General features: G+C 63.9%; 18 protein-coding genes and 1 tRNA gene. 7 read left to right on the top strand and 12 right to left on the bottom strand.

Annotation, left to right across the window (positions count from 1 at the left end; all coding sequences use genetic code 11):
* Position 1: 1 nt before the first annotated feature.
* Together AUC70_RS05280 and AUC70_RS05285 are read right to left on the bottom strand one after the other, a co-directional pair.
* A complete protein-coding gene (locus AUC70_RS05280; RefSeq protein ID WP_069443887.1) occupies positions 2 to 1498 on the bottom strand; it encodes an MFS transporter in 1497 nt (498 codons plus the stop codon).
* Positions 1499 to 1638: 140 nt separating this feature from the next.
* Positions 1639 to 2364 (bottom strand): glutathione S-transferase family protein, encoded by a 726-nt coding sequence (locus AUC70_RS05285; RefSeq protein ID WP_069443888.1) that lies wholly within the window; start codon positions 2362 to 2364, stop codon positions 1639 to 1641.
* A 144-nt stretch (positions 2365 to 2508) separates the two neighbouring features.
* On the opposite strand from AUC70_RS05285, the gene AUC70_RS05290 reads away from it, so the two are divergent.
* Positions 2509 to 2973: a cupin domain-containing protein gene (locus AUC70_RS05290; RefSeq protein WP_069443889.1), complete on the top strand. Its 465-nt coding sequence runs from the start codon at positions 2509 to 2511 to the stop codon at positions 2971 to 2973.
* 36 nt (positions 2974 to 3009) lie between these two features.
* Here the strand turns inward: AUC70_RS05290 and AUC70_RS18310 are convergent, their stop codons facing one another.
* On the bottom strand, positions 3010 to 3132 hold the full coding sequence (locus tag AUC70_RS18310) for a hypothetical protein (RefSeq protein ID WP_280138226.1): 123 nt from the start codon (positions 3130 to 3132) through the stop codon (positions 3010 to 3012).
* A 131-nt stretch (positions 3133 to 3263) separates the two neighbouring features.
* Entirely contained in the window at positions 3264 to 6482 is a 3219-nt protein-coding gene (locus AUC70_RS05295; RefSeq protein ID WP_083241283.1) for an AMP-binding protein, read from the bottom strand.
* Between the two features lie 480 nt (positions 6483 to 6962).
* On the opposite strand from AUC70_RS05295, the gene sthA reads away from it, so the two are divergent.
* The 3 genes from sthA to AUC70_RS18975 all read left to right on the top strand — a co-directional run bounded on the left by sthA (position 6963) and on the right by AUC70_RS18975 (position 9979).
* Complete coding sequence (sthA, locus tag AUC70_RS05300) at positions 6963 to 8354, top strand: Si-specific NAD(P)(+) transhydrogenase (RefSeq protein WP_069443890.1); 1392 nt, start codon at positions 6963 to 6965, stop codon at positions 8352 to 8354.
* A 367-nt stretch (positions 8355 to 8721) separates the two neighbouring features.
* A complete protein-coding gene (locus AUC70_RS05305; RefSeq protein ID WP_483127770.1) occupies positions 8722 to 9699 on the top strand; it encodes a DEAD/DEAH box helicase in 978 nt (325 codons plus the stop codon).
* Entirely contained in the window at positions 9596 to 9979 is a 384-nt protein-coding gene (locus AUC70_RS18975) for a helicase-related protein (protein WP_483127771.1), read from the top strand. The genes AUC70_RS05305 and AUC70_RS18975 overlap by 104 nt, the downstream gene beginning before the upstream one ends.
* Here AUC70_RS18975 and AUC70_RS05310 read toward each other — a convergent pair.
* The 3 genes from AUC70_RS05310 to AUC70_RS05320 all read right to left on the bottom strand — a co-directional run bounded on the left by AUC70_RS05310 (position 9976) and on the right by AUC70_RS05320 (position 12295).
* Positions 9976 to 10299: a rhodanese-like domain-containing protein gene (locus AUC70_RS05310; RefSeq protein ID WP_069443891.1), complete on the bottom strand. Its 324-nt coding sequence runs from the start codon at positions 10297 to 10299 to the stop codon at positions 9976 to 9978. The two genes, AUC70_RS18975 and AUC70_RS05310, sit on opposite strands and share 4 nt — an antisense overlap.
* Before the next feature lie 15 nt (positions 10300 to 10314).
* On the bottom strand, positions 10315 to 11064 hold the full coding sequence (locus AUC70_RS05315) for a hypothetical protein (RefSeq protein WP_069443892.1): 750 nt from the start codon (positions 11062 to 11064) through the stop codon (positions 10315 to 10317).
* Between the two features lie 286 nt (positions 11065 to 11350).
* Positions 11351 to 12295 carry an AraC family transcriptional regulator gene (locus AUC70_RS05320; RefSeq protein WP_069443893.1) on the bottom strand — a complete coding sequence of 315 codons (945 nt, stop codon included), beginning with the start codon at positions 12293 to 12295 and terminating at the stop codon, positions 11351 to 11353.
* 98 nt (positions 12296 to 12393) lie between these two features.
* On the opposite strand from AUC70_RS05320, the gene AUC70_RS05325 reads away from it, so the two are divergent.
* Positions 12394 to 13137: an SDR family oxidoreductase gene (locus tag AUC70_RS05325; RefSeq protein WP_069443894.1), complete on the top strand. Its 744-nt coding sequence runs from the start codon at positions 12394 to 12396 to the stop codon at positions 13135 to 13137.
* Between the two features lie 73 nt (positions 13138 to 13210).
* Here AUC70_RS05325 and AUC70_RS05330 read toward each other — a convergent pair.
* A tRNA-Ser gene (locus AUC70_RS05330) sits at positions 13211 to 13300 on the bottom strand.
* Positions 13301 to 13472: 172 nt separating this feature from the next.
* On the opposite strand from AUC70_RS05330, the gene AUC70_RS05335 reads away from it, so the two are divergent.
* Positions 13473 to 13790 carry a hypothetical protein gene (locus AUC70_RS05335; protein ID WP_083241284.1) on the top strand — a complete coding sequence of 106 codons (318 nt, stop codon included), beginning with the start codon at positions 13473 to 13475 and terminating at the stop codon, positions 13788 to 13790.
* 53 nt (positions 13791 to 13843) lie between these two features.
* Positions 13844 to 14500, top strand: a complete 657-nt coding sequence (gene msrA / locus AUC70_RS05340; protein ID WP_069443895.1) for a peptide-methionine (S)-S-oxide reductase MsrA — start codon at positions 13844 to 13846, stop codon at positions 14498 to 14500.
* A gap of 13 nt (positions 14501 to 14513) precedes the next feature.
* On the opposite strand, the gene trpS is transcribed toward msrA, so the two are convergent.
* The 4 genes from trpS to AUC70_RS05360 all read right to left on the bottom strand — a co-directional run bounded on the left by trpS (position 14514) and on the right by AUC70_RS05360 (position 21043).
* Positions 14514 to 15560, bottom strand: coding sequence for a tryptophan--tRNA ligase (gene trpS, locus AUC70_RS05345; RefSeq protein ID WP_069443896.1), 1047 nt, complete (start codon positions 15558 to 15560; stop codon positions 14514 to 14516).
* A 115-nt stretch (positions 15561 to 15675) separates the two neighbouring features.
* Entirely contained in the window at positions 15676 to 16566 is an 891-nt protein-coding gene (locus AUC70_RS05350) for an HpcH/HpaI aldolase/citrate lyase family protein (protein ID WP_193427307.1), read from the bottom strand.
* Positions 16567 to 16652: 86 nt separating this feature from the next.
* Positions 16653 to 18212, bottom strand: coding sequence for a murein biosynthesis integral membrane protein MurJ (gene murJ / locus AUC70_RS05355; RefSeq protein ID WP_069443898.1), 1560 nt, complete (start codon positions 18210 to 18212; stop codon positions 16653 to 16655).
* Between the two features lie 50 nt (positions 18213 to 18262).
* Positions 18263 to 21043: a [protein-PII] uridylyltransferase gene (locus AUC70_RS05360; protein WP_069443899.1), complete on the bottom strand. Its 2781-nt coding sequence runs from the start codon at positions 21041 to 21043 to the stop codon at positions 18263 to 18265.
* Positions 21044 to 21047: the final 4 nt, after the last annotated feature.

Genomic DNA, 21047 nt, shown 5'->3' on the forward strand with positions numbered 1-21047 from the left:
CCTACTCCAGCTCGACACCGACGGTGTCGAGCTTCACGCCCTTGGTCTCGATCCGGAACAGCCAGGTGATCAGCGCACCCAGCACCGAAGTTCCGACGAGAATGTAGAGAAGAGCCTGTGTGCCGATATCGGCGAGCAGGATCGGGAAGAGAAAGGCCGTGGTACAGGCGCCGATCTTGGCGAAGGACGCAGCCAGCCCAGCGCCCTTCGCTCTGACCTTGGTCGGGAAGACTTCGCCCGCGATCAGATAGGTCTGGGCGTTCGGCCCGAGATTGGTCATAAAGTTGAACAGCATAAAGCCGGCGAAGATCAGGACGAGCTTCAAGGGATCGTCGTTCGAGAACAGCGCCGACTGCGCCGCGATGAAGAGCCCGGCAGCGCAGCCGACAAAGCCGACTACCTGAAGCTTGATCCGTCCGACTTTGTCGGACAGCAGCACGGCGACGGCTATACCCAACAGAAGCAGGACGTCGATCATGGCCGCGCCCTTGGCGGCGAGAAGATCGTTGTGCACCAGATCGGCGACGTTCTGCGCATGCTCGCGTTTGTGCCCCAAGGAGGCGGCGAGGATAGTCGGCGTAAAAATGCCGATACCGTAGGTGCCGAGGTCCTGAAGAAACCACGGCACCGATGCCAGCACGAGCGCCCGCCGGTTCTTCTTCTTGAACAGCGCGCGATAGCCGGATTCCTTCTTGGCGGCCGCCTCGGCCTTCGCGGCCGGAAGATTGAATTGGGGCGGATAGGGCGGATGCCGCTGCAGCAGACGATTGAGCTCGTGCTCGGCTTTTTGATCCTGTCCCATCTCCGCAAGCCAATGGGGGCTCTCGGTGACGTAGAAGCGGCCGATGAGAACGAGCAGAGCCGGGATCAGCGCCGCGCCGTACATCCAGCGCCACGCGCCGACGTCCGGGTCGAGGCTCAACGCGAAGTAACCGACCGCCGTGCCGGCGAGAGCGCCCGCCGCCTGGAACCCCGAAGCGCCGAGCACAAGCCGTCCGCGGATGCGCGAGGGCGTGCTCTCGGAGATCATCACGTGAGCCGTCGGATAATCGCAGCCAAGCGCGAGACCGAGACCGAACAGGCAGACGATGAACCAGACGAAGCCGGGCGATACGACGATCAGTGCAAGAAACAGCGTGAAGAGGCCGATCTCGAAGACGAACATCGGTTTGCGTCCGAAATAATCGGACAGGGCGCCGAGCGCGCTTGCACCGACGAGAATGCCGAACAGCGTCGCCGCACCGACCATGCCGTGCTGGGCCGCCGTCAGATCCCACTCCTTGGCGAGCAGCGGAAGCGCGACGCCGGTCATGAACACGACCAGACCTTCGAAGAACTTGCCGGCAATGGACAGCCACCAGATCCGCCATTGCATGCCGCTCATCGGGCCGTCCGGGACGGACGTGCCGTCGGCCCAGAACGGAGTCTCGTCGATATAGTCCTGGACGGTACGCGCGTCTCCGTCCTTGACCTTCTCCGCAATAACGGCCTGATCCATGACTGCCCCCACAGCTCGAACGCCAGGGGAGCCTAGGGCAGCAACGTTCAACTCTTGTGACAACGGATCCAGACCATCACGCGCTCATCGGAGCCTCGACTGCACGACACTCTGAATGCCGACGGACTTCTATGCCGACTCTATGCCGTCCATTGGAGCAGTTCGCCATAGTCCGGATAGAAGCGTTCGGTGATGCGGCCGACATAGGCTTTGACATTGTCGTGACGCTCGGCCGCGGTTCGCAGCGGCGTCTCGAAAATGGGGCAGAGCGCGCCAGCGAGAAATGCGAAAGCCGTGGCATCGAGACCGCTCAGTTCCTCGCCCATCATGTAGGTCTTTTGACCGAGAAACGCTGCGGCCGCATCCAGCGAGCGCGTCCCCAGTTCGACGATCTCCGCATCGGAGTGCCGTCCGATACCTTGCCCCATGATCTGCGCCTTGAGCTGGCGGCGCGCAATGCGTGGCACGATGAGCCGCATGGGCATCGGCATGCGCTCGAAATAGACCCGCGGTCCGCGATCGAAATTGCCTTGATCCACCCAGCGCGCATGCAGGAATGTCCAGTAGGCATGATCTTCGAACATACGCTCGAAGGCCCATGCGGTCGCGCGCTGTTCCGCATCCAGGCCCTTGTCGAAATCGATGCCGTATTTTCGTTCGATGTGACGCCTGATGAAGGTTGAGTCGGCTATCACCTCCCCGTCGTCGTCGATATACGGGAGCTTGCCCTTCGGCGCCTTGTTGAAGCCGTTTGGGTCCGTGCGGTAGTCAAGCCGAGCGAGCTTGAGCAGCATCTCGGCCTTGGTGACGAACGGGCTCATGTCGGGAAGGCCGAAAGCCGGTCCGAACGTGTAAAGGGTGATCATGGCGCTCCTCCATCCTCTGGACGGGTTCCACGCTAGTCTTCCCGCTCGCCCCTGTCAGCATCGTGGCGCGGTGGCAGACGATCGGACAATCGCACTTTCCGGGCGGCGTTGCGCGTCTGCCCCGACTCGCTTACCTCAACCGACATGCCAAAGATCGACATTCCCGAATGGGCCGAAAAACCGGGCGGCATCAACGCGATCTCAGGCGAGGACCACGGGCCCTATGCCGAAATCGTGCTCGGCGATGCTGCCGGTCTCAGCCAGTTCGGGGTGCGCATGGAGCGTCTAACGCCGGGCTCACGCTCGTCGGTGCGGCATTGGCACGAGAACGAGGACGAATTCATCTACGTGATTTCCGGACAACTCGTGCTCGTCGAAGACTCCGAGACCGTACTCAACGCAGGCGATGCCGCAGGCTGGAGCGCCGGAACACCGATCGCGCATTGCCTCGAGAATCGCTCCGCCGATCCCGCGACGATCCTCATCGTCGGCACCAGGGCATCGGAGGAAGTGGTTCACTATCCGGACCATGGCGCGGTCCTGCATCGCGATGCGTCCGGGATCAGGCTGACCACACCCGACGGATCGCCTTTCAAACGAAAGGTCTAAGTCCTCCAACGCGCCTGCGTTCCGCCGCGCGGTCTTCTAGGCGGTGGCGTTGCGAAACGCGAGGTCTAACGCGAACGGAACGACGACCGTGACGACAACGGACACAAGAACCGCCGTCGCGGAGACAAAGTGGAATGGGTTGATAAAGGCCGAGTCCATGAAGTGCCCCCGATCATTTCGCTGTCCTGATACGTTCATCAGCATAGTCGGGGCGGACGACACACGTGTAACGGCCGAGCCTCGGCCATCAGCGTGGAACGCCGAAGCGCCCTAGACCAGGTTCCGGACCTTCAGGAAGCGCAAGATGCCGTCGACGACCACGTCCAGCGGCGGATCGGCATGGGTCGCCAAGGCTCGGTCGCGGGCGTGCTGGTAGTTGCTGCTCTCGTAGCGCTTGAATTCCATGCGCGAGATGTTGTCCACGGAGCCGACAAGAAAGTCGAGCAGCGGATAGAGCGGGTCCGCCCGCGTGCAGCGCCGGATGACTTGCGGCACGAAACTCTTGAGATCGTACATCTCGAAGCACGTGCGAGGCGCTGCGCGATGATGTCGGTGATCATCGGCATGGTCTCGTGTTCGTCCCGGACGACATGGAATGTCTGGCCTAAGGTCTCCTCCTGGCGCGCGATGGCAATCATGTTGCCGGCGGAGATGTCCGCAGGCATGAAGCTCACCTGATTGCCTGCCGTCACCCCGAGCCCGTGCTTGACGATGAAGCTGAGTAGGCGCAAGGCGATGTCGAGATTGCCGCCATTGCCGTTCAGCGCCGGGGTGACAAGCGAGGGCCGGAAGACACGCGCCTTGAGCCCCTGCCGCATGGCGGCGAAGACCTTCTGTTCGGCGGCCCATTTGGTCTGGCTGTAGCCGAAGTCGAGACGGTCCATGCCGTCGTTGTTGTCGCTCTCGTAAAGGAAGTCCTTGACCGCCCAGCCGAAGATGAAGGTGGTCGAAATGTAGTTGAGCACCTTGTCGCGGCCGGTGAAGCAGAGGTCCAGCACTTCGGACGTGCCGACGACGTTCGCGGCACGCATGTGGTCGTAGGTGAGCAGATAGTTCACCAGCGCGCCGTTGTGATAGATCGTGTCCACACCGTCGGCGAGGCGAGACCAGGCCGCATCGTCGAGACCGAGACGCGGCGCCTCCAGATCCCCAAGGACCACGTGGACCCGCTCCTCGTAGGCCTTGCGGCTTTCGGGATCGACGATGTTCTCGAGAAAGGCCTTGTCCAGGCGCGCGCGGGCCTGCTCCAGGCTGCGTCCGCGCACGAGAACGTGCAGATCCTCGTCAGATTGCTTGAGGAGCGCATCGATCAGGAACGGGCCGAGAAAGCCGGTGCCGCCCGTGAGCAGCGTGCCGATCCTCTGACCGGCAGGGCTGGCGACACGGCGGTCGACCGCCTTGTAGCTGCGATCGGCCAGCATCTTCTCTTTCTCGGCGGCGACCCGTGCCTCATAGGCTGACGTGAAGAACTCGGCCATGGCCCGTGTCGCGGCGGCAGGAGCGGTCACGAACTGGCGGACGAGCGCGAACAGATCGCGGATGGAGATCGACGACAGAAGGCGCGGATTGACGCGCTCTGCGAGATCCGGCGCGTTGCGGTCGACGAGAGAATCCTTGATCCAATTCAGGAACACGACGAGATCGAGCGAGTCGATGCCGGCGTCGAACAGCGTGTAGTCCTCTTCGCCGGTGATGCCGTAGCGGTCTTTCAGGAGTTCCAACTCGTAGACATCGGACTTGCCGTCCGTCCGCACTGCGGCTAGGGCATGGCGCGTGTCGACAAGGATCGGCATTTGCCCGGTTTCGAGAAGCTCGCGCGTGCGGGCGCGGCGTACCTTGCCCGAGCTCGTGCGGGCCACGGAGCGCGGCGGTACGAACACGACGCGCGCGACGGGGACCTGCAGCCCTTCGCGGATCACCCGGACGATCTCGACCTCGTCGGGCATCTCGTTGCCGCGGGCAATCTCCGCCACGAGCGTAATGTCCATCTCATTGCCGTCGCCGGACGAGAACGCCACGACGCCGTTGCGGCGCAGTTCCGGATAGACCTGCAGCGCCAGCGCCTCGATGTCTTCGGGGTAGATGTTCTGCCCCCGGATGATGATCATGTCCTTGAGACGGCCGCAGACGAAGAGTTCGCCGTCCTGCATGAAACCGATATCGCCGGTGCGCAGAAACGGCTTGTCGACCCCTGCCGCATCGACCAGATGCGCATCGAAGATTTCGCGGTTGTCTTCCGGCTTCTGCCAATAGCCCAAAGCGCGGCCCGCGCCTGCGCACCAGATCTCGCCTGTCCGGCCGTCCGAAACCTCGATCCCGGTATCGGGATCGACGATACGGATATCCGTGTCGCCGAGCGCACGCCCGCAACTCATGAGTGGCAGCGCGTGGCTCACCCCCGTCGTCTCGGTAACCAGCGCGGCCTGACCTTGCGCGAGACGGCGCCGATCCACGGAGACGGCCCGGCGTCCCCGGCTCGAAACGGCGAGCGTGAATTCCGCAAGCCCATAGGCCACGAAGAAGGCCTCGTCCTTGAGACCGCAGCGCGCGAACTTCCGCCGGAACGCCTCGAACGTCTCCGGTGAGACCGGCTCGGCCGCGACCATGAACGTGCGAAGCGTCGACAGATCGTATTGGTCGAGCTTGGCTGGGGGCACGTGGCGCTCGTTGAGGCACAGTTCGAGCGCGAAATTGGGGACGGAGGTCGCCGTTGCCTTGTAGCGTGTCAGCAGCTCCAGCCAGATGGACGGGTTCTGCATGAAGGAGCGCGGCGACAAACCCCAAGTCGTACTGCCGGACAGCACCGCATAGATGTAATAGCCGATCAGTCCCATGTCGTGATGCTGGGGCAGCCAGGTCACGGCAACCTCGCCATGCCGAGGAACCGCTGCACTACAGTTCGCGATCAGGTTCTGATGCGACACGCACACGCCTTTTGGATTGCTAGTCGAGCCCGACGTGTATTGCAGAAAGGCGATCGGGCGGGGCTTGTCCGGCGCCGTCGCGTCCGGATCCGTCTCGATCGCCGTGGTCTCGATGACCCGCAATGCGTCGAGCCGATCAGCAGCCGCACGCGGCATCGGGTCGGTGTAGCGCTGGCGGCCTTCGGCGAAAAATTCGCGTGTCCGCCCGCAGGCGAGCCAAGCCAACGCGCCGCTGTCCGCGACGATGTGATCGACCCGCCCGACCCAGGCAACGAAGTCGAAGGCGCTGACGGGCGGTGTCGGAATGGGGACAAGCCCGACCTTCGAACAGGCAAAGAGCGCCGCGACCAATTCGATGCCGGGCTGATAGGCCAGAACGACCCGGTCGCCGGGCTGCAAACCGTCTGTTTCGGCAAGGCGCGCGGCGAGCGTCTCCACGCGCGCCGCGAACCCCGCATAGTCATAGTCCTCGAGCGTCTCGCCCCGGGAGTCGACAAAGGCGAACAACCGGCGGGCGGGTTGCCGCTCGACCCAATCTCGCAGGATGGAGTTGATATTGACGGATGGGGCGATGTTGATGTTCACGGTCGTAGCTGTTCGTGCGCCGGAAGATCAGGAACACACCCTTGTTCAGTTAGCCGCGCCGCATGCACGGTGCATCTCGAAGCATAGCCTCGCTGACGCCGTCGGGCTGTCGCCAACGCCGCCGCAACGCCTCGCTCGCGGCTGCCGCTCAAATCCCGGTTGCTCAAAGCCCCACAAGAGACGCGCCGCACGAAGACATGCGGGATCGTCACACAGCCCCTAGCCGTGCCGGAATCACCCAAGGAAATCCGGTTCCCGAACGCCAAATGTGAGAAGCGCCCCCCGGCCGATCCGACCCTGGGCAAATAAGTGACGGGTGCCGTTTTTGCAAGCAAAACCGGCCCGCGCACAGTCCTCGCGCGCGAACTCTTCCGGAGAAGTCAAAGGGTTCTGCGGTTTCTCGCGCACCCGTCACTTGTACGAAACTTGCATGTGCCAGCACTGCGCTTTGCGCCCAAGGGGATCAATAAAGGGGGGAACATGGACAAGGTGGATATGTTGGTGATCGGCAGCGGGCCTGCCGGCCGCCGCGCTGCCGTACAATCGGCGAAGTTCGGAAAGTCGGTGATGGTCGTCGATAGGGGGCGGCGGCTCGGCGGCGTTTCCGTCCACACCGGCACGATCCCATCGAAGACCTTGCGCGAAACCGTCCTGAACCTGAGCGGCTGGCGTGAGCGCGGATTCTACGGGCGCTCCTATCGGGTGAAGCAGGACATCAGCGCCGTCGACCTCACGGAGCGCCTCTACAAGACACTCGACCACGAGGTCGAGGTGCTGGAGCACCAGTTCATGCGGAACATGGTCGACTTCGCCCTCGCCAGTGCACGCTTCATCGGACCCAACGAGGTCGAGTTGACCACCGAGTCCGACGAAACCTGGACCGTCGGGTTCGACAAGGCCGTGATCGCCGTCGGCACGCGTCCCTTTCGTCCCGGCCATGTTCCGTTCGACGGCAAGCGCATTTACGACAGCGACGACATCCTGGAGATCGAACATCTGCCCCGCTCGCTCACCGTGATCGGCGGCGGCGTGATCGGCGTCGAATACGCAACCATCTTTTCGGCGCTCGACGTTCCCGTCACCCTCATCGAAGGGCGCGAGACCATTCTCGACTTTCTCGACAAGGAGGTGGTCGAGGATTTCATCCATCAGATGCGCGACCGGGGCATGATCGTCCGCCTCGGGGCGGCGGTGAAGGATATCTCTCAGTCCGATCATCGCGTTTCGATATCGTTGAACGACGGGCGCAAGGTGTCGTCAGACTTCCTGCTTTTTGCCGCCGGCCGTTCGGGAAACGTGGAGAGCCTAAACCTCGAGGCTATCGGGCTCGAGGCCCGACAGCGCGGCCGGCTGAAAGTCGACCCGGAGACGTTTCAGAGCGCCGTTCCCAACATCTATGCCGCGGGCGACGTGATCGGCTTCCCGAGTCTCGCCTCGACATCCATGGAACAAGGGCGTCTGGCCGCCTGCCACGCTTTCGGCATGCCCGCCCCGCCGCCGCCCGAAGCGTTTCCTTACGGCATCTACGCGGTGCCGGAAATCTCCACCGTGGGGCAATCGGAGGAAGAGGTACGGGCCGGCGGTACGCCCTATGAGTGCGGCGTGGCGCGGTTCCGCGAGACATCGCGCGGCCACATCATGGGCGTGGACAACGGCTTCCTGAAGCTGATCTTCGCGCTGGATACGCGCAGACTTCTCGGCGCGCACATCATCGGCGAGGGCGCGACGGAGCTGATCCATATCGGCCAGGCCGTGATCAACCTCAAAGGCACGGTCGATTTCTTCGTCGAGAACACCTTCAACTACCCGACCCTTGCCGAGGCCTACAAGGTGGCCGGGCTCGATGCGTGGAACCGCATGAGTCAGGTTTGAGTCCCTACGGGGACGAGAGGCGCGCACGAAACAAAGACTTTGCGCGGGCAATTCCGCCCGCCGTGCCGGTGCGGCAAACACTGCACCGCGCCACGAGGCGCTTGACAATCAGGCCGCTGTGCCCCACGTCAGGGGCACCGCTGCGCTGCCGCGTGAATCAGCCGCGCCCGAAATGTTTGGGCTCAGCAGCACGGACTCCTCTTTCCAGTTCCCCATCACGCAGGGTTCTTCATGCAAAGCCGCGCCTGGGCACGATGCCTACATGCGCCGAGGTTTTGCAGCACCCTCGTATGCCGCGCTCCCGCGCGGCCATGCAACACGTCCGCGCGGCCGTTGGGGCTTGGGCGCGGCAATAAAAGGATTCGATTTGTTAGACTTTGAAATGCTCGGCCTCGCGCCGGCTTTGAACGAGGCGCTTTCCCGCGCCGGATTTTCCACACCCACGCCTATTCAGAACCAGGCGATCCCGCTGGCCCTCGATGGCCACGACATTCTCGGCCTCGCCCAGACGGGGACGGGCAAGACGCTCGCTTTCGGCCTGCCGCTGATCGAGCACCTGCTCGCCGAGCCGGGTCGGCCCGCACCGAAGACCGCGAAGGCGCTCGTCCTCGCGCCGACGCGCGAGCTCGTGAACCAGATCGCCGACAGCCTTCGCGTTCTTACGGCGAAAACGAAACTTCACGTGGCGACCGTGGTCGGCGGCGCGTCCCTCTACAACCAGATCAAGATGCTCGGCCGCGGCACCGACATTCTCGTGGCGACACCCGGCCGTCTGATCGACCTGATGGACCGCAGGGCGGTCGATCTCAGCACCGTGCGTCAGCTCGTACTGGACGAGGCCGACCAGATGCTCGACATGGGTTTCATCCACGCGCTGCGGAAGATCGCGCCCCGGCTGGGGACGCCCCGCCAAACCATGCTGTTCTCGGCGACAATGCCGAAGCAGATGGAAGAGCTGAGCCGCGCGTACTTGAACGATCCGAAGCGTGTGCAGGTCGCACCGCCCGGCAAGGTCGCCGACAAGATCACCCAGTCGGTGCACTTCCTCGAGAAGTCGGAGAAGCCCGCAAAGCTGCGCGACATTCTTACCAGCGATCTCGATGCGACGACGCTCGTCTTCGCACGCACCAAGCACGGTGCCGAGAAACTCTCGAAGAGCCTGATCGCCGACGGCTACAACGCGGCATCGATCCACGGCAACAAGACGCAAGGCCAGCGCGACCGCGCCATCAAGGCGTTCCGTGAGGGCCGGGTTACGGTGCTCGTGGCGACCGACGTCGCTCGCGCGCATCGACATCAAGGGCGTCGCCTATGTCATCAACTACGACCTGCCCGAAGTGCCTGACAGCTATGTGCACCGTATCGGACGGACAGCGCGCGCGGGCCGCGAAGGCGAAGCCATCGCCCTCTGCGCTCCGGATGAAGCGGGCCTTTTGCGCCAAATCCAGCGGCTGATGAAGTTCGACATCCCTGTTGCGAGCGGCGAGCTGCCGACCGGGGGGCGCGACGGCAAGCCGGCTCGCCGCCCGAACCAGCATAAGCGCGGTGGTCAGAAACAGGGATTTGGTGCGGCCAAACCGGCACGGAGCAAGCGGCGCAGGCCGCCCCGCCGCCGCGCGGCTTAAGGGGCTGAGGGCGCGGCTGCGTTAGGGCCGCGCCAGGCCTCGTAGCCGCCGTCGACGCTATAGACATCGGCAAATCCGTGCGCGGCGAAGATGCGCGCATAGAACTGGCTCGAATTGCCGTGATAGCAGTAGATCACGAGCGGCGCCGATTTGGAGAGCTCCTCCACGAGATTGGGGAGCTCCTTCTCGCCGACATTGCGCGCGCCATCTACATGACCTTGTGCGAAGGCACGCGCATCGCGCACATCCAGTAGCGCCGTGCCCTCGCGCGCGGCGATGGCTTGCGCCTCCGCGATCCCGATACGCTGATAACCGCTCATGTAGTCTTGTCTCCTTTAGCGCCGCGCGAGCGAGCGCAACATGCCTTCGACGTCTTCGTCCAGCTCGATCTCGACGGCGGGCGCCCCGAGCTGCAGCATGTTAGCGATAAAGGGCTCGTCGTTGCGCTCTTCTTTGAGCGCATCGGTCAGGATCGGCTGGCTGTCTTCGATATGAGCGAGAAAGGACAGGCCGTCGGTCGAGGCCCAAGTCCACAGATCGCGCGTCCACAGGGCGAGCGGATACATGATCTCGTTCTTGAAATTGGAGCCGCGCGCCAGTTCCAGAAATCGCAAGCCCGTCTCCCAGCACTCCGACGCCCGTTTCGGCGGCGGCGGGATCTCGCCTTCGAGTAGTTTCTTGCCCGACGCGCCGACAAAGTCTTCCAGCGTGATCGGCGCCGCGACCGGATTGCGGAAGTGTCTCAAGGCAAAGCTGCCGGGAAACTCGTCCCCCATGTCCGCCCTCAGCCCGGCCTCGATCTTGTCGACGGCCGCGCCATCGCCCTTCATGGCGGCGGTCGCGCAGAAGGCCATGACGGTGTCATTGCCGATCTTGTGCACGCCGCCGTTGGCAAGATCGGCCTCGGTCAGCGCCGGGGTGATCCCGTCTTCGGGCACCTCCGCCTCGCCGATCCGCAACGCGGAAATGAAGGCGGTGATTTCCAGCCAGCGCCGATAGGTGGCCAGGAACCCGTCCGGGTCGACATGCACGATCGCCAGGTTGAGCGGCAGCTTGCGCTTCGCCAGTTCCGTCATGTCCGTCATGGGACCTGCTCTCCTTCCGTCCGAAATCCTTGCGCGCTGCTGCGCCAGGCGCGCGAGATCCCGCGCCCAGGACAGGGAGAAGCAAATTCCGCACCGACTTCGCCGGTGCGTGAGAATCTACTTGAAATCAATATGTTACGGAGGGTCACAAGCCCGCCCACAGGCATTTCACGCGGCCTCTGTCGGCCGCGAAACGCACGAATTGTCGGATTGCCGCCACGACTGGGGGAGTCGGCCGCGCTCGATGCCAGGATCGCTCGATGCCCGGAATCACTCCTGCCTGGACTCATACGGGCCGGGCGTGAGCCGCGTCCGCCGCGCCGGCGGTTCGCATGAACCGGCCGGGCGGTATTCCTGCGTGACGGCTGAAGGCGGTACTGAACGTGCTCGCCGAGCCGTATCCCACTCGCCGCGCCACTTCGTCCAGAGCGATCCCTCCACTCCGCAGCAGATCCTTGGCAACGGCCATCCGCCACTGCAGCAGATATTCCATCGGCCTGACCCCGACCGTGCGGGTGAACCTGTCGAAGAAGGCCGATCGGGACATTCCGGCCTCTTGCGCGAGGTCCTTGACCGTCCAAGACCGCTCCGCGTCGCCATGCATCGGCCGCAAGGCAGCCGCGATCCGTGCATCCGCCAGCCCGCGCAGCAGGCCCGGCTGCGCGGCGTCACCGGGGACGGACCGCAGGGCCTCGATCAGCAGGATCTCGACCAAGCGGGCGAGGACAAGGTCGCGGCCAAGATCATCTCTTGCAGCTTCTTCCCCGACGAGGCGAACCAACTGCGCCAACCTTGGGACGCCCCGGATATGGATCATCCGCGGCAGCAGCGACACGAGCAGTGCCGCGTCCGGCGACTCGAAGGCGAAGTAGCCGCCGAACTGCCGCACATCGGGCGGCCCGTCCTGCCGGCCGTAGCGAATCTCCCCATCCGTCGCCGGCGCCTGGTGCGGATCGATGAGCTTTGGCGCCGCCGGGTCCAATCCCGACATGGTGAAAGCCGGCGTGGCCGGCAGCAGCACGAAGTCACCCTCTTCCAGCACCACTGGGTCCTCGCCATCGACAGCAAGACGGCATCTCCCCTCCGTCACGGCGCAAAAGCCCGGCTGGCCGAATTCGGTGTAGCGCACGGCCCAGCGACCGGCGCCGCTGATTCCCTTCGAGAAAACGGCACGCGGGCGCAGAAGCTGGATCACCTGGGCCAGCGGGTCGGTGGACAACGGATCGGTCATTATGGACTATTGCAAATTAAATACGGACGATGCATCGATGATAGTCCTGATCATGCGCGATATCTCCGTCTCGTCAACAGCGAACACAGGAGATCGGCATGAACACTATTCTCATCACGGGTTGCTCGTCCGGCTACGGACTGGAGACCGCGCGGCACTTCCACAGACAAGGCTGGAACGTGATCGCCACCATGAGGCGCCCTCGGAGCGATCTCTTTTCCGCGGCCGACCGCATCCGCATTCTGCCGCTGGACGTCACCGACCCCGAAAGCATTGCGGAGGCCGTTGCCGCTGCCGGGCCGATCGACGTGCTGGTCAACAATGCCGGCATCGGCGTGGTCGGCGCGTTCGAGGCGACGCCGATGGCGCATATCCGGAAGGTCTTCGAAACGAACACGTTCGGCACCATGGCCATGACCCAGGCGGTGATCCCGCAGATGCGCGCCCGGCGCTCCGGTGCGATCGTGAACGTCACCTCGAGCGTCACCCTGGCCCCCATGCCGTTGGCGGCGGCCTACACGGCCAGCAAGCAGGCCATCGAGGGCTTCACCGGCTCACTGAGCCACGAGCTCGGTGCGTTCGGCGTTCGGGTCCGATTGGTCGAGCCTGGCTACGCGCCGACCACGCGGTTTGCCGCGAACGCGGACATCGACGTGACCGCTCTCATCCCCGAAGCCTATGCCGGTTTCGCTGCCCCGATCTTTGAAGCGTATGCGCAGCCGGCGATGACTACGAAGGAAAGCGACGTGGCCGAGGCCGTGTGGCGGGCCGTGAACGATACGACCGGCGAATTGCGTTACGCGGCTGGGGACGACGCGGTGGCTTTGGCCCAGGCAAGTTGATCGTGGAATAGCCGGTCATGGAGACCAATGGCCGGCTGCGCCAGAACAGAGGACGCAGGGGCCGTGCGGCACATGGCGGAGAGAGAGGGATTCGAACCCTCGAGACGGTTACCCGCCTACACGCGTTCCAGGCGTGCGCCTTCGACCACTCGGCCATCTCTCCGTCCGGGCGCTTCGCGAAGCGCCGCACTATAGCGAAGCGCGTTTCGCGTTCAAGCGAGCGAATGGGCCTTTCGGCAACGAATTTGCAGGCGTTTGACCTGCCATTTGAACCGGAAAGGCGGATCGCGTATCAAAGCGGAAATGCGTTAACGCTACCGGAGCGATTTCCGCCCATGCGCTTTGTCCTACGAACACTCGGTATCTGGCTGCTGTTGCTGGCCATGGTCGCGGCCGTCGTCGACGCCACCAAGAGCCTGGCGGGCGGTGGGGCCTGGGCGGTGACACCGCTCGGCGAGCAATGGCGCCAGCTTTTCCCGGAAATGCTCGACGGTTTCCGCCAGTGGGTGATCGACACCGTGGGCGACTGGCTGTGGGACCCGATCCTGCTGTCGATCCTCGCCGCGCCGACCTGGGTCGTTTTCGGGATCCTCGGCGTGTTCCTCTACTGGCTGGGGCAGAAGCGCAAAGAGGTCGAGGTCTACATCAACTGACGCTCGCGCAAGGTTGATCGCCACCCGCGCTGAAAATCGCTCACGGAGCCACCATGTTTCGGTTCATGAGAAAGTCCCTGTCGATCTGCAGCGCCGCGGAGGCCATGACCGGCCGCGATCATGCGATCCCGACGGCGCAGACTCATTTCGTGAACGGCGCGCCCCTCAAGGGTCCCTACACGCAAGGCGCTCAGATGGCGCTGTTCGGCCTCGGCTGTTTCTGGGGCGCGGAGCGGAAATTCTGGCAGCTGCCCGGCGTGCTGGTCACGGCGGTGGGCTATGCCGGCGGGCCGACGCCCAACCCCACCTATGACGAAGTGTGCACCGGACGGACCGGGCATACGGAGGCGGTGTTCGTGGTGTTCGACCCCAACGAGATCAGCTACGACGACCTCCTCAAGGTCTTTTGGGAGAGCCACGACCCGACGCAAGGCATGCGCCAGGGCAACGACGTGGGCACCCAGTACCGCTCGGCGATCTACACGTTCTCGGACGACCAGGCCGAAGCCGCGAAGAACTCGAAGGCGATGTACGAAGCGGCGCTGAAGGCGAACGGCAAGAGCGCCATCACCACCGAGATCGCACCCGCCCCGACCTTCTATTTCGCGGAAGCCTATCACCAGCAATACCTGGCCAAGAACCCGGCCGGCTATTGCGGCCTCGGCGGCACGGGCGTCACCTGCCCCATCGGAACCAGCGTGGAAGCCTAGCTCCCGACGAAGTCTAGCTTCGAATGAAGCCGATGATGTCCTTGGTCTTGGCCAGGATGGGATCGGCCACGTTGTGTGCGCGGGCCGCGCCGTCGGCGAGAATGCGGTCGATCTCCACAGGGTCCGACAGCAGCCGGCGCATCTCATCGCCGATGGGCGTGAGCTTGTCCGTCGCCAGTTCCACCAGCGCCTTCTTGAAGGCCGAGAACTCGCCGCCGCCGAAGTCCGCGAGCACGGCGTCCTTGCCGGTACCGGCGAGCGCCGCGTAGATGCCGACGAGGTTGTCGGCCTCGGGGCGCTCTTTGAGACCGTCCACTTCGGACGGCAGCGGCTCGGGATCGGTCTTCGCCTTCCTGATCTTCTTGGCGATCGTGTCCTCGTCGTCGGTCATGTTGATCCGGCTGAGATCGGACGGATCGGACTTCGACATCTTCTTGGTGCCGTCGCGGAAGCTCATGACGCGTGTGGCCGCGCCCGCGATGACGGGCTCGGGCAGCGGGAAGAAGCCTCCGGGATAGCCGGCGCGCGCAATCGTTTCGGCGAAGTCGTTGTTGAACTTCTGGGCGATGTCGCGGGCGAGCTCGATATGCTGCTTCTGGTCTTCGCCGACCGGCACATGCGTCGCGTGATAGAGCAGCACGTCCGCCGCCATGAGATTGGGGTAGATGTAGAGCCCGGCGGAGGCCTTCTCGCGATCCTTGCCCGCCTTCTCCTTGAACTGCGTCATACGGTTCAGCCAGCCGATCCGCGCGACGCAGTTGAGGATCCAGGCGAGTTCGGCATGGCCAGAAACCTGGCTCTGATTGAAGATCGTGCTTTGCTGCGGGTCGATTCCGGCGGCGATATAGGCGGCCGTGACTTCGCGCGTGTTGTGGGTGAGTTCGTCCGGGTCCTGGAACACGGTGATGGCGTGCAGATCCACCACACAGTACAGGCATTCGTAGTCCGCCTGCATCTCCACGAAGCGCTTGATGGCGCCTAGATAGTTGCCGAGATGGAGATTGCCCGTCGGCTGAACCCCTGAGAAGATCCGGGTCTTATGTGTCGGAGTGTCTTGCATGTCCTCGCCCTAAGCCACGCGGCGTTATGGCGTGGGGCAGGCGCGCGCGCAAGACTGCTCTGCTCGGGAGACCGCTCTGCTCACGAGGCCAGTCCGTCCGTACTGACCGGCCCGGCTAGCCGAGTGACACTTCCAACTCTCTGATCTGATCGGCGATCTCGACCACGCGCTGCGCCATGGCGAAATGCAGCCGCTCGACCATGTGGCCCTCGACAACGATGACGCCCTTCTTCGCATTCTCCGGCCGGCCGAAGGCGTCGATGACCTTGCGCGACCATTCGACTTCTTCCTCGCTCGGCGAGAAGATCTCGTTGCACGGGCCGACTTGGGTCGGGTGGATCAGCGTCTTGCCGTCCATGCCGAGAATGCGGCCCTTCTGGCACTCGTCGCGGAACCCTTCCATGTCGCGGAAGTCGTTGTAGACGCCGTCGATGATGTCGAGCCGGTAGGCGCGCGCGGCGGCCAACGTCATGGCGAGCCAGGGCACCACGGCGAAGCGGTCGTGCAGCGCGCGGGCGCGGCTCTCCTTGATGAGGTCGTTGGTGCCCATGACGAGGCAATCGAGCCGGTTGTCGTCATAGACCGCGCGCGCGGCAATGGTGCGGGCGTTGAGGATCGCCATGGGCGTTTCCATCATGGCCCACAGCCGCACCTTCTTGGGCGCGTGCACGCTTTGCAGCAGCTTGGCGGCGGAGATGATGTCGCCGGAGTGGATGACTTTCGGGATCAGGGATGCGTCCGGCGCGGCCACGCAGGCGGCCATGATGTCCGCGGCGCCCCAGGGGGTCTCGAGCGCGTTCACGCGAATCACGACCTCGCGGCCGCCATAGCCGCCATCGGCCACGGCCGCACAGACCTGCTCCCGGGCCATGACCTTGTCGTCGGGCGCGACGGCGTCTTCCAGATCGAAGATCAGCGCATCGGCCGGGATCGTCTTGGCTTTTTCCAGGGCCCTGGCATTGGAGCCGGGCATATAGAGCACGCTGCGGCGCGGACGGCCTGCCATTCGAGTTCCCCCAAGTGATTGAGCGGATATATTGCACTGCAACATAGTCCCGGCGCAACCGGGGAGACCCTGTTCCTTGGTCTAATTCAGCGCCCTAGGAGGTCCTTGACGAAGGTCCGGGGCTTCACGGCGCCGGCAAGCGTGCCGATGGCGAAATAGAGCGCGAGCCCGAAAGCGATGAGCCCTGCCAGGGCAACAATTTGCAGAAGGAGCCCGTAGCCCGGATCGAAATAGGGCTGGAGCGCGGAGGCCGCCCACCACAGGCCAAACCCCATGGCGGTACTGGCAAGGACGATGCCGAGAAAAGCCGAGCGAAAGCGCTCGTCCAGGATGAACTCGCCCCGTTTCCTCAAGGCCCAGGCGAGCAAGACCACGTTGATCCAGCCCGACAGGCTCGTGGCGAGCGCGATGCCGGGTGGCCCGAGCACGTAGAACAGCACGACGGAGAGCACGGCCCCCAGCGTCATGGCGATTCCCGAATAGATCATCGGCGTCTTGGTGTTCTCGCGGGCGAAGAAGCTCGGCTGCAGGGCCTTTACGATCACATAGGCGGGCAGCCCAAGCGACAGCATCGCCAGCATCGCCGCCGACGCTTGGGCATCGGTCGCGGTGAAGGCGCCGCGCTCGAACAGGACGCGGATGATGGGCTCGGCGCACACGAACATGGCAACGGCCGCCGGCACCGTCAGCAGCAGCGAAAACTCCAGCGCCCTGTTCTCGCTGTCTACAACGGCGTCATGATCACCCGACCGTAGCTTGTGGCTGAGATCCGGGAGCAGCACGACGCCGACCGCGACCCCGATAAGACCGAGCGGCAGTTGGAAGATGCGATCCGCGTAATACAGCCACGACACGACACGGCCTTCGAGACTGGCCACGATCGTTGCAATCACAATCGAGATCTGCGCCATGCCGCCGGCAATGATGCCGGGGATCGCGAGGTGCACGAGCCGCTTCATGTCGTCGGACCATTGCGGCCGCTCGAGCTTCAACCGCAGCCCCGTGCGGAAGGCGGCGAAGACGACGATGGCGACCTGCAACAGGCCCGAGACAGCCACACCCCAAGCAAGCGCGACGCCCGCGACCGTATCTTGGCCATGCCCCGTCGCGATGAGGCCGAGCAGCACGGAGATCAAGACGAAGTTCAAGATGCTCGGCGCGAAAGCGGCGGCGGCGAACTTGCCGAGCGTGTTGAGCAAACCCGTGTAGAGGGCGACCCAGGACATGAAGAGGAGGTACGGCATCGCGATCCGCACCAGCAGAACGGTCAAGCTGAACTTGTCCGGATCCTCCGCAAAGCCGGGTGCCAGAAGTAGGACGAGCCAAGGTGCAGCGATCTCCGCCAAGAGCACGACCAAGACCAAAACGGCCGTCAGCCCTGCCAGCGCCTTGGCGGCGTAGTCCTTGGCGGCCACTTCCCCGGCCTCATGGAGCTTCTTCGTGTAGAGCGGAATGAAGGCCGCGTTGAAGGCGCCTTCGGCAAAGATGCGGCGGAACATGTTCGGCACGCGCAGCGCGACGAAGAAGGCATCCGAGATGGCCGAGGCGCCGAGAACGGCGGCGATCAGAATGTCCCGCACGAAACCGAGCAGGCGGCTGATGACGGTCATGCCGCCGACGGTTGCGAACCCGCGATAGAGCGTCATGGATGCTGCGCCACTTGGAGGAGGGACTTAGGAGAGAGCGGAGCCAGGGGTCACAGCACCTCCAGCTCCGGCTCTTGGGTTTCCACAAGCACCCGGGTCAGACGCTCGCGGATGAGGGACTCGCGACTCGAACTCCTGATCTTCTTGCCGGTCAGGTCCGTCACATAAAACACGTCCACGGCCTTTTCGCCGAACGTCGCGATATGCGCCGATGCGATGTCGAGATTGAGGTTCGATATTTCACGCGTGATCTCGTACAGCAGGCCGGGTCGGTCGAGCCCGTTGATCTCGATCACCGTCAGCGCATCGGACAGCGTGTTGTCGATGATCACTTGCGGCTCGACGGAGAAGGCGGACAGGCGCGAGGTGCTGAGCACCTTCGCCTTGATGACGTCGACCACGTCTGTTTCGCCCATGAGCATGCGCTCGATCGAGTTCGCGATCTTGCGGGCGCGCCGCTCCTCGTCCTCGGCGTGATCGAACTCGCGCTGAAGATGGATGGTGTCGAGGGCCATGCCGTCCCGCGTCGTCGAGATCTGCGCATCGGCGATGTTGGCGCCCGCCCCCGTGCAGGCGCCGGCCACCATGGCGAGCAGCCAGGGATGATTCGGTGCCAGCAGGGTGAGCTGCGTGACCCCGCGGAACGCATCCGTCGCAATGTGCGTGGCAATCACGCTGTTCTGCTGCTCCGCCGAGCGCATGAGTTCGGCGTGCTCAACCAATGCGTCGAGATCGGTCCGCAGCCAGTAAGCCGGATAGTGCCGGTCTATGAAACGATCCAGCTCCTCTTGGGGCCAGTCGGCGAGTCTCTCGCGCAAAGCTCCTTGCGTCCGCTGCAGCCGCTGCGACCGCGTGAGTTCCGTATGCCCCCCGCCGAGGATCGGCTCGACCTCGTAGTACAGTGTCCGCAGGAGCTGCCCTTTCCAGCCCGTCCAGGTCCCGGGCCCGACGGCGCAGATATCGCAGACCGTCAGGATCAGGAGCAGTTTGAGCCGCTCCCGGCTCTGCACGATTGCGACGAAATCGCTTATCGTCTTCGGATCGTTGAGGTCGCGGCTCTGCGCGAACAGACTCATGGTGAGGTGCTGCTCGACGAGCCAGGACACCGTCTCTGTTTCCGACGGCGTCAGCCCCAAGCGCGGACACAGCTCGCGGGCGATGCGCGCCCCGGCGATGGAATGGTCTTCGTCGCGCCCCTTGGCCACATCGTGGAGCAGCGCAGCGACATAGAGCGCGCGGCGGTTGTCGATCGTCTTGATGATCTCACTCGCGAGCGGGTGCTCTGCGGCCAGTTTTCCGCGCTCAATGGCATCGAGATAGCCGACCGTGCGGACCAGGTGCTCGTTGACCGTGAAGTGATGATACATGTTGAACTGCATCATCGAAACGACCCGCCCCCATTCCGGCAGAAAGCGGCCGAGCACGCCCGCTTCGGTCATCTTGCGCAACGCGACTTCCGGATCGCGCGCCGATGTCAGCAGCTTCAGGAACAGCTTGTTGGCGGTCTGATCCTGGCGCAGGTCTTCGTCGATATAGCGGAAGTTCGCGCGAATCTGGCGCAGTACTTCGGGCGACAGCGCGGCCTGGCTCTCGTCCGCCACCACGAACAGCCGGATGAAGTTCACCGGGTCGGTCTTGAAAGGCGTCCTTGCGACCGCGGAGATCCGGCCGTTGTCGATCCGGAAGTCCGACGTGCGGCGCAGCTTGGCGCGGCGGCGCCAATCGAACGGCGCCAGAAGCGCATCGAGCGAGGGTACCGACTTCAGCTGCTTCAATTCGAGCGCCGTACACACGATGCGCGTCAGCTGGCCGACCTCCAGCGCAATCATGAAGTAGTGCTTCATGAAGCGTTCGACACCGCTGAGGCCCGCGTGGTCGCGGTAGCCAAGCCGTTCGGCCATGGCACGTTGCAGATCGAAGCTCAGCCGGTCTTCTTCCCGGTCCGTCAGAAAATGCAGGTGACAGCGGACCGTCCACAGAAAGAACTCGCAGCGGCGAAAGCTGGCATATTCGGCGTGGGTGAAAACGCCGGCCTCGACGAACTCCTCCTCGGCCTGATCGGGATAGATGTGCTTGGCCAGCCAGTGCAGCGTGTGTAGATCGCGCAGGCCACCCGTGCCTTCCTTGATGTTCGGTTCGACGAGGTAACGGGAGGCGCCTGAGCGCGAATGACGCGCATGCTGCTCGGCCAGCTTTGCCTCCACGAACGCACGCGCATCCACATCAAGCACTTCGCGGCGATAGCGGTGCAGAAACTCGGCGAAGAGCTTCTCGTCGCCGAGGATCAATCGCGCATCGAGCAGCGCCGTGCGGATCGTCATGTCGGCCATGCTGAGCCGCACGCACTGGCTGATCGTGCGCGCTGCATGTCCCACCGTGAAGCCGAGATCCCACAGCAGATACAGAATGTATTCCGCGACGCTCTCGCCCCAGGCGGTTTGCTTGTAGGGCAGCAGGAAAAGCAGGTCGATATCCGATCCCGGCGCGAGCAGGCCACGCCCGTAACCGCCTTGCGCAACCACAGCCATGCGCTCCGACTTGGACGGGTTTTCGGCCCGGTAGACGTGGCGCGTGGTGAAGTCGTAAGCCAGCCGGATCAACTCGTCCTGAAAGGCGGACAGGCCCGCGGCGCAGGCGCGGCCGTCCCCGTCATCGTCCAGCTGGGCCTTCGCCAATGCGCGGGCCTCTTCCACTCGTGGCTTCAGGAACTCGACCAGCGCTGCACGCATCTGCATGTCTTGGCCGGCATGCTTGCGCGCCACGGCATCCGCTTCTTCGCGCAACAGGTCGAAATCGAAATAAGGAGATCTTTTGATAACGGCTTGGTCCATAGAG

This window comes from Methyloceanibacter stevinii (genome assembly GCF_001723355.1).
In the GTDB taxonomy this organism is placed as follows: domain Bacteria; phylum Pseudomonadota; class Alphaproteobacteria; order Rhizobiales; family Methyloligellaceae; genus Methyloceanibacter; species Methyloceanibacter stevinii.